At 63.1% G+C, this 13,757-nt stretch carries 17 protein-coding genes, 1 tRNA gene and 3 pseudogenes; 11 read left to right on the top strand and 10 right to left on the bottom strand.

What is annotated here, in order from left to right:
- Positions 1-5 precede the first annotated feature (5 nt).
- Positions 6-1,334, bottom strand: coding sequence for a replication-associated recombination protein A (locus tag H9L15_RS08145; RefSeq protein ID WP_187713750.1), 1,329 nt, complete (start codon positions 1,332-1,334; stop codon positions 6-8).
- Positions 1,335-1,431: 97 nt separating this feature from the next.
- On the opposite strand from H9L15_RS08145, the gene H9L15_RS08150 reads away from it, so the two are divergent.
- The gene (locus H9L15_RS08150) at positions 1,432-1,947 is read left to right on the top strand and encodes a PadR family transcriptional regulator (protein ID WP_223276100.1); all 516 of its coding nucleotides are present in this window, start codon (positions 1,432-1,434) and stop codon (positions 1,945-1,947) included.
- 116 nt (positions 1,948-2,063) lie between these two features.
- On the opposite strand, the gene H9L15_RS08155 is transcribed toward H9L15_RS08150, so the two are convergent.
- Complete coding sequence (locus tag H9L15_RS08155) at positions 2,064-3,233, bottom strand: glycosyltransferase family 4 protein (protein WP_187715842.1); 1,170 nt, start codon at positions 3,231-3,233, stop codon at positions 2,064-2,066.
- A gap of 51 nt (positions 3,234-3,284) precedes the next feature.
- Here H9L15_RS08155 and H9L15_RS08160 point away from each other — a divergent pair, with 51 nt between their 5' ends.
- The 3 genes from H9L15_RS08160 (at position 3,285) to H9L15_RS08170 (ending at position 4,240) form a co-directional block, all read left to right on the top strand.
- Positions 3,285-3,815, top strand: a complete 531-nt coding sequence (locus H9L15_RS08160; RefSeq protein WP_187713751.1) for a DNA-deoxyinosine glycosylase — start codon at positions 3,285-3,287, stop codon at positions 3,813-3,815.
- The gene (locus H9L15_RS08165; RefSeq protein ID WP_187713752.1) at positions 3,812-4,111 is read left to right on the top strand and encodes a hypothetical protein; all 300 of its coding nucleotides are present in this window, start codon (positions 3,812-3,814) and stop codon (positions 4,109-4,111) included. Before H9L15_RS08160 ends, H9L15_RS08165 begins: the two co-directional genes overlap by 4 nt.
- 53 nt (positions 4,112-4,164) lie before the next feature.
- Positions 4,165-4,240, top strand: a tRNA-Glu gene (locus H9L15_RS08170).
- 7 nt (positions 4,241-4,247) lie between these two features.
- Here H9L15_RS08170 and H9L15_RS08175 read toward each other — a convergent pair.
- The 6 genes and pseudogenes from H9L15_RS08175 to H9L15_RS08200 form a co-directional block, all read right to left on the bottom strand.
- Positions 4,248-4,757: a hypothetical protein gene (locus H9L15_RS08175; protein WP_187713753.1), complete on the bottom strand. Its 510-nt coding sequence runs from the start codon at positions 4,755-4,757 to the stop codon at positions 4,248-4,250.
- The gene (locus tag H9L15_RS08180; protein WP_187713754.1) at positions 4,754-5,125 is read right to left on the bottom strand and encodes a hypothetical protein; all 372 of its coding nucleotides are present in this window, start codon (positions 5,123-5,125) and stop codon (positions 4,754-4,756) included. The genes H9L15_RS08175 and H9L15_RS08180 overlap by 4 nt, the downstream gene beginning before the upstream one ends.
- 12 nt (positions 5,126-5,137) lie before the next feature.
- Positions 5,138-5,521: an HdeD family acid-resistance protein gene (locus tag H9L15_RS08185; RefSeq protein WP_187713755.1), complete on the bottom strand. Its 384-nt coding sequence runs from the start codon at positions 5,519-5,521 to the stop codon at positions 5,138-5,140.
- Positions 5,425-5,658 (bottom strand): DUF308 domain-containing protein, encoded by a 234-nt coding sequence (locus H9L15_RS08190; RefSeq protein ID WP_262984745.1) that lies wholly within the window; start codon positions 5,656-5,658, stop codon positions 5,425-5,427. The genes H9L15_RS08185 and H9L15_RS08190 overlap by 97 nt, the downstream gene beginning before the upstream one ends.
- Before the next feature lie 129 nt (positions 5,659-5,787).
- A pseudogene (locus H9L15_RS08195) lies at positions 5,788-6,992 on the bottom strand (arginine deiminase).
- A 145-nt stretch (positions 6,993-7,137) separates the two neighbouring features.
- The gene (locus H9L15_RS08200; RefSeq protein WP_187713757.1) at positions 7,138-7,566 is read right to left on the bottom strand and encodes an META domain-containing protein; all 429 of its coding nucleotides are present in this window, start codon (positions 7,564-7,566) and stop codon (positions 7,138-7,140) included.
- A gap of 221 nt (positions 7,567-7,787) precedes the next feature.
- Between H9L15_RS08200 and H9L15_RS17375 the strand changes: the two genes are divergently transcribed.
- From H9L15_RS17375 to H9L15_RS17385, 4 genes and pseudogenes are all read left to right on the top strand, one after another.
- Complete coding sequence (locus tag H9L15_RS17375) at positions 7,788-8,105, top strand: hypothetical protein (protein ID WP_223276101.1); 318 nt, start codon at positions 7,788-7,790, stop codon at positions 8,103-8,105.
- Positions 8,105-8,515, top strand: coding sequence for an amidohydrolase family protein (locus H9L15_RS18765; protein WP_262984747.1), 411 nt, complete (start codon positions 8,105-8,107; stop codon positions 8,513-8,515). The genes H9L15_RS17375 and H9L15_RS18765 overlap by 1 nt, the downstream gene beginning before the upstream one ends.
- Positions 8,488-8,715: pseudogene (locus tag H9L15_RS20320) on the top strand (amidohydrolase family protein); the annotation flags it as partial. The gene H9L15_RS18765 and the pseudogene H9L15_RS20320, both read left to right, overlap by 28 nt.
- 59 nt (positions 8,716-8,774) lie before the next feature.
- Positions 8,775-9,200 (top strand): amidohydrolase family protein, encoded by a 426-nt coding sequence (locus H9L15_RS17385; protein ID WP_223276720.1) that lies wholly within the window; start codon positions 8,775-8,777, stop codon positions 9,198-9,200.
- A gap of 3 nt (positions 9,201-9,203) precedes the next feature.
- Here the strand turns inward: H9L15_RS17385 and H9L15_RS08210 are convergent, their stop codons facing one another.
- Positions 9,204-10,301: an endonuclease/exonuclease/phosphatase family protein gene (locus H9L15_RS08210; protein WP_187713758.1), complete on the bottom strand. Its 1,098-nt coding sequence runs from the start codon at positions 10,299-10,301 to the stop codon at positions 9,204-9,206.
- 77 nt (positions 10,302-10,378) lie between these two features.
- Positions 10,379-10,930, bottom strand: coding sequence for an HdeD family acid-resistance protein (locus tag H9L15_RS08215; RefSeq protein ID WP_223276102.1), 552 nt, complete (start codon positions 10,928-10,930; stop codon positions 10,379-10,381).
- 403 nt (positions 10,931-11,333) lie between these two features.
- Between H9L15_RS08215 and H9L15_RS20325 the strand changes: the two are divergent.
- The 3 genes and pseudogenes from H9L15_RS20325 to nhaC all read left to right on the top strand — a co-directional run.
- A pseudogene (locus H9L15_RS20325) lies at positions 11,334-11,504 on the top strand (MarC family protein); the annotation flags it as partial.
- A gap of 119 nt (positions 11,505-11,623) precedes the next feature.
- A complete protein-coding gene (locus H9L15_RS18770) occupies positions 11,624-11,914 on the top strand; it encodes a MarC family protein (protein ID WP_262984748.1) in 291 nt (96 codons plus the stop codon).
- Between the two features lie 199 nt (positions 11,915-12,113).
- Positions 12,114-13,649, top strand: coding sequence for a Na+/H+ antiporter NhaC (nhaC, locus tag H9L15_RS08225; protein ID WP_187713760.1), 1,536 nt, complete (start codon positions 12,114-12,116; stop codon positions 13,647-13,649).
- Positions 13,650-13,757 lie beyond the last annotated feature (108 nt).

Consider the following 13,757-nt stretch of genomic DNA (forward strand, 5'->3'; position numbering starts at 1 on the left):
CCTCCTTATTCGTCGTCCTTCATGCGCTTCTCGCGAAGCTCGTTCCAGTAGGCGATGCGCTCAGCGATACGGGCTTCGAAGCCGCGCTCGCTAGGCTCGTAAAACGTCTGCGCATCCATTTCCTCAGGCCAGTAATCCTGCCCGGAAAAGCCCTGGTCGGCGTCATGGTCGTAGGCATAGCCCTTGCCGTAGCCGATGTCCTTCATCAGCCGCGTCGGCGCGTTCAAAATATGCGAGGGCGGCATCAGCGAGCCGGTGTCCCTGGCACTGCGGTAGGCCGACTTTTGCGCCATGTAGGCGGCGTTCGATTTGGGGGCTGTCGCCAAATAGAGGCAGGCCTGCACGATCGCGAGCTCGCCTTCGGGTGAGCCGAGAAAGTCGTAGGCGTCCTTGGCGGCGAGGCACTGAGCCAGCGCCTGAGGGTCCGCCAAGCCGATGTCCTCCATCGCCGCGCGGGTGAGGCGGCGGAGCACGTAGAGCGGCTCCTCACCCGCCACCAGCATGCGGGCGAGATAATAGAGCGCGGCCTGCGGGTCGGAGCCCCGGATCGTCTTATGGAGCGCGGAGATGAGGTTGTAGTGACCCTCCCGGTCCTTGTCGTAGACCGGCACTCTCCGGTGAAGCAGAGCGGCCATTCCGGCCGGATCGAGCGGCTGGTCGAGATCGACGTCGTAGAGGGTCTCGACCTGGTTGAGCAGGAAGCGCCCGTCTCCGTCCGCGCTGGCGACCAGCGCGTCGCGGGCATCCTTGGTCAGCGGTATGGCGCGGCCCGTCTCGGCCTCCGCGCGCTGGATGAGCGTGTCGAGTGCCTCCTCGTTCAGCCGGCGCAGGATCAGTACCTGGCAGCGCGAAAGCAAAGCGGCATTGAGCTCAAAGCTCGGATTCTCCGTGGTCGCGCCGACGAGAGTGACAGTGCCGTCCTCCACGTAAGGCAGGAAGCCGTCCTGTTGGGCGCGATTGAAGCGATGGATCTCGTCCACGAAAAGCAGAGTGCGTTGCCCCGCTCGCGCGGCGGTCTTCGCTTCGGCGAAGATCTTCTTGAGGTCCGCGACCCCTGAGAAGACCGCGGAGATGGGGACGAAGCGAAGGCCGACCGCGTCCGCGAGTAATCGCGCAATACTGGTCTTCCCGGTCCCAGGCGGACCCCAAAGGATCATCGACGACAATTTACCGGCTGCGACCATTCGCCCGATCGCGCCGTCGGGTCCGGTCAGATGTTCCTGGCCAACGACCTCGCCGAGATTTTGCGGCCGGAGGCGATCCGCAAGCGGTGCGTTCGCAGCCGCGGAGGGCTGCGCGTCCTCAAGCTCGGTGTCGCTGAACAGGTCGGCCATCTCCGGCACGCTTTGGAGCAGCGGCCAAAAAAATGCATCACCCGATCTTGTCGAAGATGTTACTAAGATATATCTCAGATGCATCGAAAGGAAAGATATGAGACATCACCGACATCACGGGTGCCACCCTCGAGGCCGCTTCCAGATCAATCTGCCGGAGGGCCTGATCGCCATGGGCCGCCGTTCGGGCGGTTGGGGACCCTTCCACTTTGAATTCGACGACAATGGATTTCGCGGTCGCCACGGCGGCGGACGCGCTCGCAGGCGCATGTTCGAGTCCGGCGAGCTTCGGCTTGTCCTCTTGAAGCTGATCGCCGACGAGCCGCGCCATGGCTACGACCTCATCCGCGCGATCGAGGAACTGACCGGCGGCGAATACGCGCCGAGCCCGGGCGTGGTCTACCCGACCCTGACCCTGCTCCAAGACATGGGCCTGATCGAGGAAGCTACCGGCGAAGGACCGCGCAAGCCGTTCCAGGTCACCGACGAAGGCCGCGCGCATCTCGACGAAAAAGCCGACGAGATCGAAGCGCTTCTGGATCGCCTGAAGGACATCGCCCCAAGGAATCCCACGGCGGCGGAGCGACGATCGGCCGGGGCATCCAGAACCTGATGGCGGCCGTTCGCAACCGCGTGTCGCGCGTCGGCTGGGACGAAGACCTCACGCACGAAATCACGGCGATCCTCGACGAAGCCGCCCAGCGCATCGAGCGCCTGAAGTAAGCCGGATTACCGCCGCGTGAGCCGGGCGTGACGTTTCTTGCGCTCGATCACGCGGCTGTACGTTCGCAGCACCGCCGAGTTGATCTGGTCCCAATCGCGGCCCTGGGCGACCTTGATCCCCGCCTGGCCGTGCTTGCGCCGTAGCTTGGGGTCGGCGGCATAGGTCGCCAATTCGTCGGCGATCGTTTCATAGTCGCCCGGTTCGGCAAGGAAGCCGGATTGGCCGTGGATGACGAGATTGGTCGCCCCGGTCGCGTTGACGGCGACGACGGGCAGGCCGGAGGCCATCGCCTCCAGTGTCACGTTTCCAAATGCTTCCGTGACCGATGGATTGAGCATCACGTCCGCACTCGCCACGGCCCGCGCAAGGTCGTCGCCGGCGAGATGGCCGGTATAGATCGCATCGGGCAGGCGTTCCTCGAGCCAGCCTCGCGCCGGACCTTCGCCCACGATCAGGACGCGGTGCTTCACGTTTTTCTCGCCGAGCTCGTCCATCGCATCCGAGAAGACATCAAGCGCCTTCTCCATCACCAGTCGCCCGAGAAAGAGGACTACGAATTCATCGTCCGCGATCCCGATGCTCCGCCGCCATGCCATGTCGCGCCGGCCCGGATTGAAATGCTCCCGGTCGACGCCCCGGCTCCAGATCGAAATGTCGCGGTTCATGCGCTGCGCGCGAAGGACGGCCGCCATGGATTCCGATGGCGCGACCAAGGCATCGCACCGCAGGTAGAGCCGGCGGAGAATGGCGCGAACCATCGGTTCGAGGTTCCCGAGCTTGTAGTAAGCGAGATAGGTGTCGAAGCGGGTGTGGACGGAGGCGATGGCCGGGATGCCGCGCGCCCTCGCCCAGCTTACGGCGCGATGCGCGGAGAAGTCCGGGCTCGAGACGTGAACGACGTTGGGCGCGAACTCGGCGAGGTCCTTGCGGACATGTGGCGGCAGGCCAAGCGAGATCCGATATTCGGACCGTCCGGGGATCGGCACTGAAGGAAGGCTGACGAGGTCGCCGGTCGGCTCGAACGCCGGGTGCTCGACCGTCGGGGAATAGATGCGCACGTGCACGCCCTGCCGCAACAGATAACCGACAAGGCGGTTGAGCGCCTTGTTGGCGCCGTCGCGAACGCAGTTGTAATTGCCCGAAACCAGGGCAACTCGGATCTCGTTGGGCTCCACGGGCAGCAGCACTTAATGGTGGGAGCCATAAAGGCAATGCAATCAGGCGGAATGAAAGTCGGTCTCGGACCAATTGCGAGGTCCGATGCGCGGCTGTTCGTCCTCGGCAGCCTGCCAGGCGACGCGTCGCTCGCTGCCGGGCAGTATTACGCCCATCCTCAGAACCAGTTCTGGCGATTGCTTGGACAGGTCATCGGAGAAGCCTTGCCCGAGCTTTCCTATCAAGACCGGCTCGATTGTCTTGCGGATCATCGCATCGGGTTGTGGGACGTCATCGGCTCCGCGCAACGGCACGGGAGCCTCGACCAGGCAATCCGCCTTGCCAATCACAATGGCATCGAGCGGCTCGTGGAGAAATTTCAGCATCTCGAAGCGATCGCCTTTAACGGCGGAACATCGGCCGCGATCGGCCGGAAGCTCATCGGTCACGGCCAACGCGTAGGCTTGATCGATCTGCCTTCGTCCAGCCCGGCCAACACCCGGCCATTTCAGGAAAAGGCGGCTGTCTGGGCTCAGCTACGGCCATTCTGCGGGGCGCCCCCTTGTGCGCGCGGGCAATCGGGCCAAAAAGGGAATCGATGACCACCGATATCGAAGACGACGAAGACCAGCTGGACAGCGACAAGAGGCTGTCGATGGTCGACGAGGCCCTGGTCGCCGGCACCATAGCCAACACCAACGGCCTGCTGGTGATCCTCGCGAAGCTGGTCGCGCGCGGCGTTTTCGACCGCGAGGATCTGAAAGCGTTTTCCGACAGCTACTCCAAACCGCTCGACCATGTCGGCATGCGTGAGAACGAGCTGGTCACACAGATGCAGGACCAGATGGAAGCGACTCTGGCCGAGCTGATGCGCTACCTCAGCGAGCGTGACGCCTAGGCGAGATTGACTCGGTGGGCGCAAGCCCACATATGCCCGACGCCTCTCGCGAAGGCCCCTTCGTCTAGCGGTCTAGGACGTCGCCCTCTCACGGCGAAAACACGGGTTCGAGTCCCGTAGGGGTCACCAGCAGCGTCTAGAACCGCCACCCGAGAGTTGGTCCCACCTGCAATGCCGTGAATCGCGAACGCTCGCGGTTCGAGAAGCGGTGGTTGAGCGATGCCGCGAACGACAGCCGCATGCCGTTCGGCAAGCTCCAATTCGGTGTCAGTAACAGTTCGCTTAATGAAAGCAGGTCGGTCCGGCCGTCGTTCGACCCGCCGGTAAACCGGGAGAATGCAAGCTCCTGGAAGAAGCCGAGCCGCAGGCCTTTGCTTTCGACTAGCGTTACGTCGATGTTCCCGGTGCCGACGAAGCGCCGCTCACGGGCTTCGGGAGAAGCCCGATATTCGGCGCTCACCGATGCGCCGACCTTGTCCGAAATATTCGGAGCAAATGACACCGTGTAGCGCTGCTGCGCATGATCGAATTGGCTGAAGTCCTCGCCGACGTAGGTCCAGCGCGACATGATCCGCAAAGAAAACGTGCCTGTGTCCTCAAGCTCGTGAAACAGCGTCGCCCTTGCGGTGAGACGCGCTTCGTTCACCTCATCGGATCTTTCGAGAAAAGGTCGGCGTCCGCGCTTGCGTCAAGCTGCAAGTCCCAGCCGGGCATCAGGCCCGGATGGGAATATCGAACCGCCACGGAAGGTGCGAACAACAACGCGCTCGACGAACCGCTCGACGCCCAGGCCGGGTTGGTGTCGAACAGAAGCGGCGCACTGATGTTGAGTGACCGCGACGGCTTCGGCATTCCATCCAGCCCATATTCGTATGGCTCGGGCTCGCCGTCCTCATCATGCTCCCGGAAATCGGCGGCGTCGCCCCTGTCCGAAGGGTCTGCGGTCTGGGCCAATGCATTCGCGGGCACGACCAGCATCGCGCCCGCGAGAAAGGTCACTGCCGCGATGCGCACGGCAATGGCCGTTCAACCGCCAGCGAAGCGATCACGCACTCGCTGGAGCGGGGTGTGATCGTCCGCCTTGCGGCGCATCAGCAGGAATGCCCATCCCTCGAAGATCAAGGAGATGCCGAGGATGAAGCCGGGCATTGTGAAGGCGAAAATTGGCCAGCGCATCAGCAGCCACAGGCCGGCGAGGAAGGCCACGATTCCCGAGACCAGCAGCCATCCCCAATTGTGGGCGGGCCGCGCCGTGAAAGCGAGCCAGGCCTGGCTCACGCCCTGGATGAGGAGCAGCCACGCAAGGAACTTGGTCAGGACAACCGCCCCCCGATCGGGTCGAACAGGAAGATGGCTCCGACAAGGGCGTAGGCGAGGCCGAGGATGATGTGGAGGATCAAGCTTCCCCAACTCTTCGAAAACGCATGCGCAATCTGGGCGCCGCCGGCAATGAGCAATGAGGCACCGATGAACATCGTCATCAGCATTGTCGAATGAACCGGGGTGGAGAGCGCCACGACTCCGGCGACGATGAACAGCAAGCCCATCAACCTGCTTATGATCGGCGACGGGCCCTTCGATGCAACGGGCGGAGCCGATGCGGCGGGTTCTGCTGATGCTTCTGCGGTCTGCTCCATGTGCTCAATCCTCCATCGCGTCTCGAATGATGGGACACGTCATGCAGTGGCCCCACCGCGGCCACGTCCAAGCTCGGCGCCGCCGATGGTGATGACTTCGATGCCCTCGCGGCGGAGGAGCGTATTGGTGTATGTGTTGCGGTCGTAAGCGAAGACGACCCCGGGGAGACGCACACCAGGTTGGCGCCGCTGTCCCACTGGGTCCGCTCCCGCATGTAGGCGTTTCCGCCAGTCTCGACGACGCGCATGCGGCTGACCCCGAGCGCCTCGCTGACGGTTTCGACCATCGAGCCTGAGTCCTGCCGGAAGTCGAGCTCGCCGCCCTTGCCCGGACGGTACGAGAAGGTCCGAATGCTGTTGACGATATCGGGGTAGAGGAGGACGCAGTCGCGGTCTGCGAAGGTGAACACCGTGTCGAGGTGCATGGCGGCGCGCAGTTTCGGCATTGCCGCCACGATGACGCGTTCCGCGGCGCCGCGTTCGAACAATGTCGCTGCCAGTTGCCCGATAGCCTGACGCGAGGAGCGCTCGCTCATTCCGATGAGGACGTTGCCTTTGCCGATGGGCATGACGTCGCCGCCCTCGAGCGTGGCCAGTCCGTGTTCTTTCAGCGGGTCTCCCCACCACACGTTGACCTTGCCGGCGAAGTCGGGGTGGAAACGGTAGATGGCTGCCGTGAGGATCGTCTCCTCGTGGCGGGCGGGCCAGTAAAGCGGGTTGAGCGTGACGCCGCCGTAGATCCAACAGGTCGTGTCGCGGGTGTAGAGCGTGTTCGGAAGCGGCGGCAGCAGATATTCGGAAACGCCGGCCGCATCGCGCACGAGCTTCAATTTGTCGCCGCCGATAGCCTCGGGAAATTCTTCCGTCGAAAGGCCGCCGATCAGCGTTTCCGCCAGCTCGCGCGCTGGCATTTCGTCGAGGTACGCCCGGACTTCATTGAGCAGTTCCAGCCCGACTTCGTTCGCGACGACTTCGTTGTCGAGGATCCAGGCGCGTGCTTCCGGAATCGAGACCGTCTCTGCGAGCAGGTTATGCATCTCGACCACATCGACACCGCGGTCGCGCAACTTGGACATGAAATCGAGGTGGTCGCGCTTGGCAACGTCCACCCACATCACGTCGTCGAACAACAGAGTGTCGCAATTGCTCGGCGTGAGCCGCATGTGCGCCCGACCAGGGGAGCAAACCATGACTTTCCGAAGTTGCCCAACCTCCGAGTGAACACCGAATGCGGTCTCGTTCATAACGACCCCTTCTGACGCGCCAACGGCCCGGCTGCGCGCGATCGAATAGCGATCGGAAAAGGCGCAGCGGAACAGCCTGCCTACGGAGCGAAGGCGGCTGGGGTAATCAGGGAAACTACCGACGCAGCCGGCCTACCCAATTCGCCTATTTGGCCGGTTCCCAGACATAGTCACCGCTGCTCATCTTCAGGTTGAGATGAAGCTTGCCGTCGGCAATCACGAACGTCCGCACATGCGCGAAATCGTCGCCGAGCCGTTCGAGCGGGCTCGGCGGACAGGCCGCGAGGGTCCTGATGCCGGGCTCGATCGTCAGGCTGCCCATCTTGGCCGTGGAGTCAGGCGATTTCCATTGGCCGGTGCCGCGGTTGCAGAACAGAGTCATCACGGCATTGCCGCCGGGCTCCAGCCGAAGGGTGTAGACCTCGTCAACGCCCGGCCGGATCGCTCCAATGGAATCGTCGGACGACCGGAACTCGACCAGCTTCCACTCGGTCCCGACGAGCGCCGGTCCGGCCGCCGAAGCCGGAGGTGACGGCTCGTTTGTGGCACAGGCGACCGTGACTGCGCACAGCAAGCTGAGGGCGGCCGCAGAGCGAATTGAACGTCGGTTCGAAATCATGGTGACCTCCAAGCCTCGGGTGGAAGCGAGCATGTGCAGTAGGAGCAGCCGGAGGCCCGGGGCATCGGGATAAGTTCGGATGCCCAGTCACTTAGCGTCGTCCGGCGAATGAGCGACGGAGGCAGCCGTGACGCGAGGATGACCGTAGTGTAGAAAACGGGACGAAAGGACGAAGCATGACCGAGCGTCCCGATCCCCGAGCACAGCGTGACCACGGACCAGCCAAGGCCCGCCGCAAGCGCAGATTCAGTTCGCCTTTATTGCTTGCCGCGCTGGTCTTCGGCTTTGCGCAGCCCGCGGCAGCGCAGCAGAACACGCCCGCGCAAACCGGCGCGACCCTGTTCCAGAACGTCCGCGTCTTCGACGGCAAGAGCGCGGTGCTTTCGCCACCGTCCAACGTCCTCGTCCGCGGCAACCTGATTGAGCGCGTCTCGGCCAGTTCGGTGCCAGCCGATGCGAACACGCGTGTGATAGACGGCGGGGGCGGGTTCTGATGCCGGGCCTGATCGACGCGCATTGGCACGCGATGCTGATCGCCCTGCCGCCTGCGGATACGATCACCGGCGACGTCGGCTACAGCAATCTCGTTGCTGCCGACGAGGCGAAAGCGACGCTGCTGCGCGGTTTCACCACGGTCCGCGATGTGGGCGGCCCGGTGTTCGGGCTCAAGCGCGCGATCGACGAAGGATACTATACGGGACCGCGGATCTATCCTTCGGGGGCGATGATCACGGTGACCAGCGGCCACGGTGATTTCCGTTCATTGTCCGACCTTCCCGCCAAATCGGCGGGCCACCGACGCGCGGCGAGCAGATCGGCGGCTTTGCGATCGCCGACAGTCCCGACGAGGTCCGGGTTCGAGTCCGCGAGCAGCTCATGCAGGGGGCATCCCAGATCAAGCTGACGGGCGGCGGCGGTGTCTCGTCACCGTTCAGTCCGATCGACGTCGTCACCTTCACGGAGCCGGAGCTTCATGCGGCGGTCGAGGCGGCGCACAATTGGGGGACCTATGTCGCCGTCCATGCTTTCACTCCCGAGGCAATCGAAGTCGCTGTCGCCGCTGGCGTGAAATGCATCGAGCATGGGTTCCTGATGAACGAGGCGGACGCGAAGCTGATTGCGTCCAAAGGCATCTGGCTGAGCATGCAGCCGCTCCCGAGGAGATGCGGACGGGCCTTCCCGAAGGATCGGTTCAACGCGCGAAAGCAGAAGAGGTCTGGCCGGGGATCGCGCGCTCCTACGCGCTCGCGAAGAAGTACAAAATCAAGACGGCCTTCGGCACCGATGTCCTGTTCTCGCGTGCGCTCGCAGCGCGGCAGGGCGCGATCCTGGCATCGCTCACGCGCTGGTACACGCCGGCCGAGACCTTGATCATGGCGACCTCGACCAATGGCGAGTTGCTGCGGCTCTCGGGCCTGCGGAACCCGTATCCCGGAATGCTCGGAGTGGTTCAGGAAGGCGCCTACGCCGACCTTCTCCTTGTCGATGGCAATCCGCTGGTCGACATCAATCTCATTGCCGACCCAGCCAAGAATTTCCGGATCATCATGAAGGACGGCAAGATCTACAAGGATACCTTGTCGCAGTAGCCGCTACGACGCGGCTTGGACCGGGGTGGGTGTGAAGGGGCATTGCGCCTGCGCGCTCGCTGCCACCGGCCAGCTGAACTCGTACACGACTCGGAAGCCGTTGTGGTCGGACAGGACCGGCCCGCTCGGCCCTCCATCGAACATTCCTTCGACCCGGATGGGGCGCACCTTCACGACGCTGCCCGAGGTAAAGAGCTGCAGGTTCTGGACGCGCCGCCATTGGTCATCGTGCGGCCATTCCTGCCGGACGTCGCACCGGTCGGGATGCTCGCTGCAATAGAAATGGACGTTCTCCAGCGGGACCTTCTTGGAAAAGGTGTAATGGCGCGCGTCCGAGTTGCGCATGTTGAAGTCGCCCGCCGCGATCGTGACGCTGTCGTCCGTCCCGTAGGATCTTGCGAATTCCGCTAGCTCGGCCGTCTGCCGCGCATGGGCGGGAATGTGTCGCTCCGCCTCCACGCCCGAAGCGCGCTGGGCATTCATGTGCGTGGTGTAAAGATCGACCGTCCCAGGCATGCCCGGAATGGTCAGCTCGGCGAAGACGACGCCCTTGTTCGAAAGGCAATCGAACCCGGCGCAGCTTCCGCGAGCGAACGGCCTGTAAGCGACCCTGGTCATCGGAAAGTCGGTTGCGATGGCGAGGCCGCTCGACAGGAAATTGAACCGAACTTCGCCCTTGAGGATTCGCCGCCTGCCGGGCAGCGGGCCCTCGGTATTGGCCGCCTGCCGCGACCGTGTGCTCGGGCCCGTCGTGATGCTTCGATAGCCGGTGGCCGTCACTGCGCGCGACGCAGCGTTGGTAAACACTTCCTGGAACACGATCATGTCGGGCCCGGTACCAGCCGACCGGAATGCGGCGAGGCGGGAGCCGATTTCTTCAAGGAATGGCGTCCGGTTGTTGCGCGCCGGCCAGGGCAGGCCTTCGATATTGTAGGTCAGCACATCGATTTCAGTGAAGGCGGTCTTGCCGTTTGCGCTGTGGCGGATGTGGGGGCGCGATGCGTCCTCGCAGCTGACCCTTCGCTCGGGCGGCAAGGTCATGCATCCGGCCATCAAGGGAAGGGCGCCAAAAACGCCGTAAGCGAGCAAGCTACGAGACATGACGGCCCCCTTCCGGGTGAGAGGCGGAACCAGGACGGATCCCGGCCCCGTTAAGTCAGGGCATTCCCTGAACGCGACTATGCCAACCGAACCTGACGGAAGGATCGGCCGGTCGTCGCGATCAGGATCTGGGAGATGCCTTCCATGATGAGCTCGAGTGCGATGAACAGGCCGATGATCCATCCCCATTGGCGCGCCCAATCCGGGTTTGCCACCGCGGTCGAAAGAGCTTCACCCTCTGGCAGGGCCAGGATCCGAAAGACATAGGCCGCCATTCCAAGGCCAATGAGACCCGAAACGAGGAGCAAAAGTTGCAGGCCTCGATAGCCGCGGAACTGGAACATGATCAGGAGGCGCATCAGGCCCGCGAGTGCAAAGCCGACGCCAATCAGCATGGTCAGCCAATATGCTGATTTCACCGGCATCAAAGTGAGCGCGAGTCCGATCGCGAGGTAAAGCAAGCCGATGATCACATGCCACATCAGGCCGCCCCAACCCTTGTGATGGAACGCGTCCAACAGCTGGCCCACTCCGGCGATGAACGCCAATACGCCGATCCAGAATATGGCGATCGTCGTCAGGCGGTATGTCATTCCCAGGCCAATCAAGCCCATTGCGACCAGTGCCACCCCAGCGCCAGCAACCAGCCGCGCCGGATTCCCGCAACTTCCAATTCCTGGCCGGAAGCGGTCAAAGCATTGCCCATAGATTCCCCATTCCTGCGGAGGCCGGCCTGCACTGGGTCGTCGTACGAGTTGCTACCGCGACCTCGGTCGGTCCTGTCATGAGACGCGATCTCGTGCATCGGCGCAAAGGCGCAAACGCGCGACTGGATCAGCGCGGCGATGGTGCATTCTAAGCACGCCAATAGCAAATCGCCGACCGCGAAGCTTCGGCCCCGGGCTTCCTACGGCCGTTTGACTCGCCGCCGATTGCTCCTACTGTATTGGGCGTGCGCGACCGATGGAGGACCGCATCTTCGTCGACGCCATCATCCTCACAATCGGCGCGTTGTTTCCGGTGATGAATCCGATGAGCGTTGCTCCGGTGTTTCTGTCGCTGACAGCCGCGATGGATGAGCAGACGCGAAACCGGCAGGCTCGCCTCGCATGCATCTATGCGTTCGCGATCCTCGCGACTTTCCTTTTGCTCGGCGCAGCGATCATCAGCTTCTTCGGGATTTCGGTTGCGGGAATTCGGGTGGCCGGCGGGCTCATCGTTTCCCTGATCGGCCTGAGGATGCTGTTCTCCGAGCCCCGGAGCCCGACTCGGCCAACTCCGTCCCAGCGCCGGCGGGCGGGATTGCTTTCACTCCGCTCGCCATGCCCGGCCTTGCGGGGCCCGGATCCATTTCCGTTGTTGTGGCGACTGCCTCCCAGATTGGCGGGCGCACCGCGGAGAGTTACCTCGTTTACAGCGGCACGATCATCGGGATCGCCATTACCGTCCTCATCGCTTGGCTGGTGCTCCGCACAGCTACGACGCTTGGCAAGCTGATGGGTCCATCCAGCATCGATGCGATGACCAGGATCTTTGGATTCCTTCTCGTCTGCATTGGAGTGCAGTTCCTGCTGACCGGCATTGGAGATTTCTACGGTCTGAGCATCGCTTGATCGGGAACGATCGACAACCGGGCCGAGCGGAAAAACCCTGATCCCATGTAGCCTGCGCGGAGCATCGAAGCCTTCCGAGGGATGCCGGGACTAACCCTGATATCGCGGGAGCGTTTGTACGCATATCTGGGCTGCTGGGGCCCTTCGCCTAAAATGGCGGAGTGACCGCAACGAGCCATCTTTTGGGTCGGGGGAGCGCATGGCTAGTCCTTCGAAAGCAGTCGGCCGCACGCAGGCCCGCGAGCCCACCTACCTCGAAGCGCTGATCCCGCTGATCCTCCTGTCGGCGCTGGTAGGCGGCTCGGTCGCGCTCTTCGGCCTCGACGCCATGAGCGGGCCCCTGCAAGCGGGCATGATGCTCGCGGCAATGGCTGCCTCGCTCATCATCATGCGGCTGGGCCATTCGTGGGACGAGGTTGCGGAGGCCGGCCGCAGGGGCGTTTCTTCCGTCGTCAGCGCGATCTTCATCTTGCTGGCCGTCGGGGCCTTGATCGGCACCTGGAACATGGCAGGGACCATTCCGACGCTGGTGTACTACGGCCTGCTGCTCATGCAGCCGCACTGGTTCTATCCGGCCAGTCTCGTGCTTTGCGCACTGGTCTCTATCGGGATTGGCAGCTCCTGGACAACGGTGGGCACGATCGGCGTCGGCCTCATGGGCCTGGCAAGCTTCACCGGAGTGTCTCCGGTAATCACGGCGGGAGCCATCGTTTCGGGCGCCTATACGGGCGACAAGCTGTCGCCGCTTTCCGAAACCACGATCCTCGCGGCTCAGCTCACCGGCAACGATCTTTACAAGCATCTGAGATATCAGGCTTGGGTCAGTATCCCGGCGTTTCTCATCGCGGCAGCCGTTCTCCTGTTGCTCGGGCTGTCCAACACCAATGTCGCGAGCGATGCGATAATCGATTCAGAGCTGATGGCACTCGACCGGATCTTCTGGATCACGCCCATCAACCTGCTGCCGCTCGTACTGCTGATCGGTATGTCGATGCGCAGGATGCCAGCGTCGCTGGCCCTGATGACCTCGGCGATCTTCGCTGCTGTTCTTGGCTGCCTGACGCAGCCGCAAGCCGTCCTGTCGGTGCTGCCGACGGACGGAGTGACCGGAGGACTCGGGTCGTTCATCAAGGCGTCTTGGCAAGTGATTGCGAACGGCTTTCATTCAGAGAGCGGAATTCAGCAGGTCGATGACCTCCTGTCCCGGGGCGGAATGGCGAGCATGCTGCTGACCATCTGGCTGATCATCGCGGCGCTCGCATTCGGGTCAATCCTCGACGAGTTCGGATTTCTCTCGAAGCTGATTGCGCCCGTCCTTCTGCGCGCGAAGCAAACCGGAAACCTGATTGCGACGGCCGTCCTGACGCCAATCGGGCTGAACATCATTACGGCCGACCAATATGTCGCGATGGTACTTCCGACGCGGCTCTTCGGCGAAGAGTTCAAGAAGCGCGGGCTGGCAAGCAAGAACCTGTCCCGTGCGGTTTCCAACGGTGGGATCGTGACGGCGCCGCTGGTGCCGTGGAATTCGTGCGGTGCCTACATGTCCGCAGTGCTTGGTGTCCCGACCTTTGCCTATCTCCCGTTCGCGGTTTTCAATTACATGAGCCCGCTGCTGGATGTTACCTACGGCTATACCGGCTTCAAGATCGCGACGACGGACGGAAAGCCGGACGGCGACCCCAGCGATGCCCAAGAGCCGGTGGCCGCCAGGCTGGATTTGACGAGGCCGTGAGTCTCGATGACACCAAGCACGTGAGGTTTAGGGCTCAACTGCACGATTGCCTGCCGTGACGCTGAAGCTGAAGCTTCCGCGGAAGCTGGTCGATACGATTGCGTCATT

The organism is Sphingomonas daechungensis (assembly GCF_014489495.1).
In the GTDB taxonomy this organism is placed as follows: domain Bacteria; phylum Pseudomonadota; class Alphaproteobacteria; order Sphingomonadales; family Sphingomonadaceae; genus Sphingomicrobium; species Sphingomicrobium daechungense.

Bases quoted from the DNA above. Each gene is read 5' to 3' on its own strand.
- H9L15_RS08145 (WP_187713750.1), bottom strand. From the start codon at position 1,334: ATGGCCGACCTGTTCAGCGACACCGAGCTTGAGGACGCGCAGCCCTCC.
- H9L15_RS08150 (WP_223276100.1), top strand. From the start codon at position 1,432: ATGAGACATCACCGACATCACGGGTGCCACCCTCGAGGCCGCTTCCAG.
- H9L15_RS08160 (WP_187713751.1), top strand. From the start codon at position 3,285: ATGAAAGTCGGTCTCGGACCAATTGCGAGGTCCGATGCGCGGCTGTTC.
- H9L15_RS08165 (WP_187713752.1), top strand. From the start codon at position 3,812: ATGACCACCGATATCGAAGACGACGAAGACCAGCTGGACAGCGACAAG.
- H9L15_RS08190 (WP_262984745.1), bottom strand. From the start codon at position 5,658: ATGGGCTTGCTGTTCATCGTCGCCGGAGTCGTGGCGCTCTCCACCCCG.
- H9L15_RS17375 (WP_223276101.1), top strand. From the start codon at position 7,788: ATGACCGAGCGTCCCGATCCCCGAGCACAGCGTGACCACGGACCAGCC.
- H9L15_RS18765 (WP_262984747.1), top strand. From the start codon at position 8,105: ATGCCGGGCCTGATCGACGCGCATTGGCACGCGATGCTGATCGCCCTG.
- H9L15_RS17385 (WP_223276720.1), top strand. From the start codon at position 8,775: ATGCGGACGGGCCTTCCCGAAGGATCGGTTCAACGCGCGAAAGCAGAA.
- H9L15_RS08210 (WP_187713758.1), bottom strand. From the start codon at position 10,301: ATGTCTCGTAGCTTGCTCGCTTACGGCGTTTTTGGCGCCCTTCCCTTG.
- H9L15_RS18770 (WP_262984748.1), top strand. From the start codon at position 11,624: ATGCCCGGCCTTGCGGGGCCCGGATCCATTTCCGTTGTTGTGGCGACT.
- nhaC (WP_187713760.1), top strand. From the start codon at position 12,114: ATGGCTAGTCCTTCGAAAGCAGTCGGCCGCACGCAGGCCCGCGAGCCC.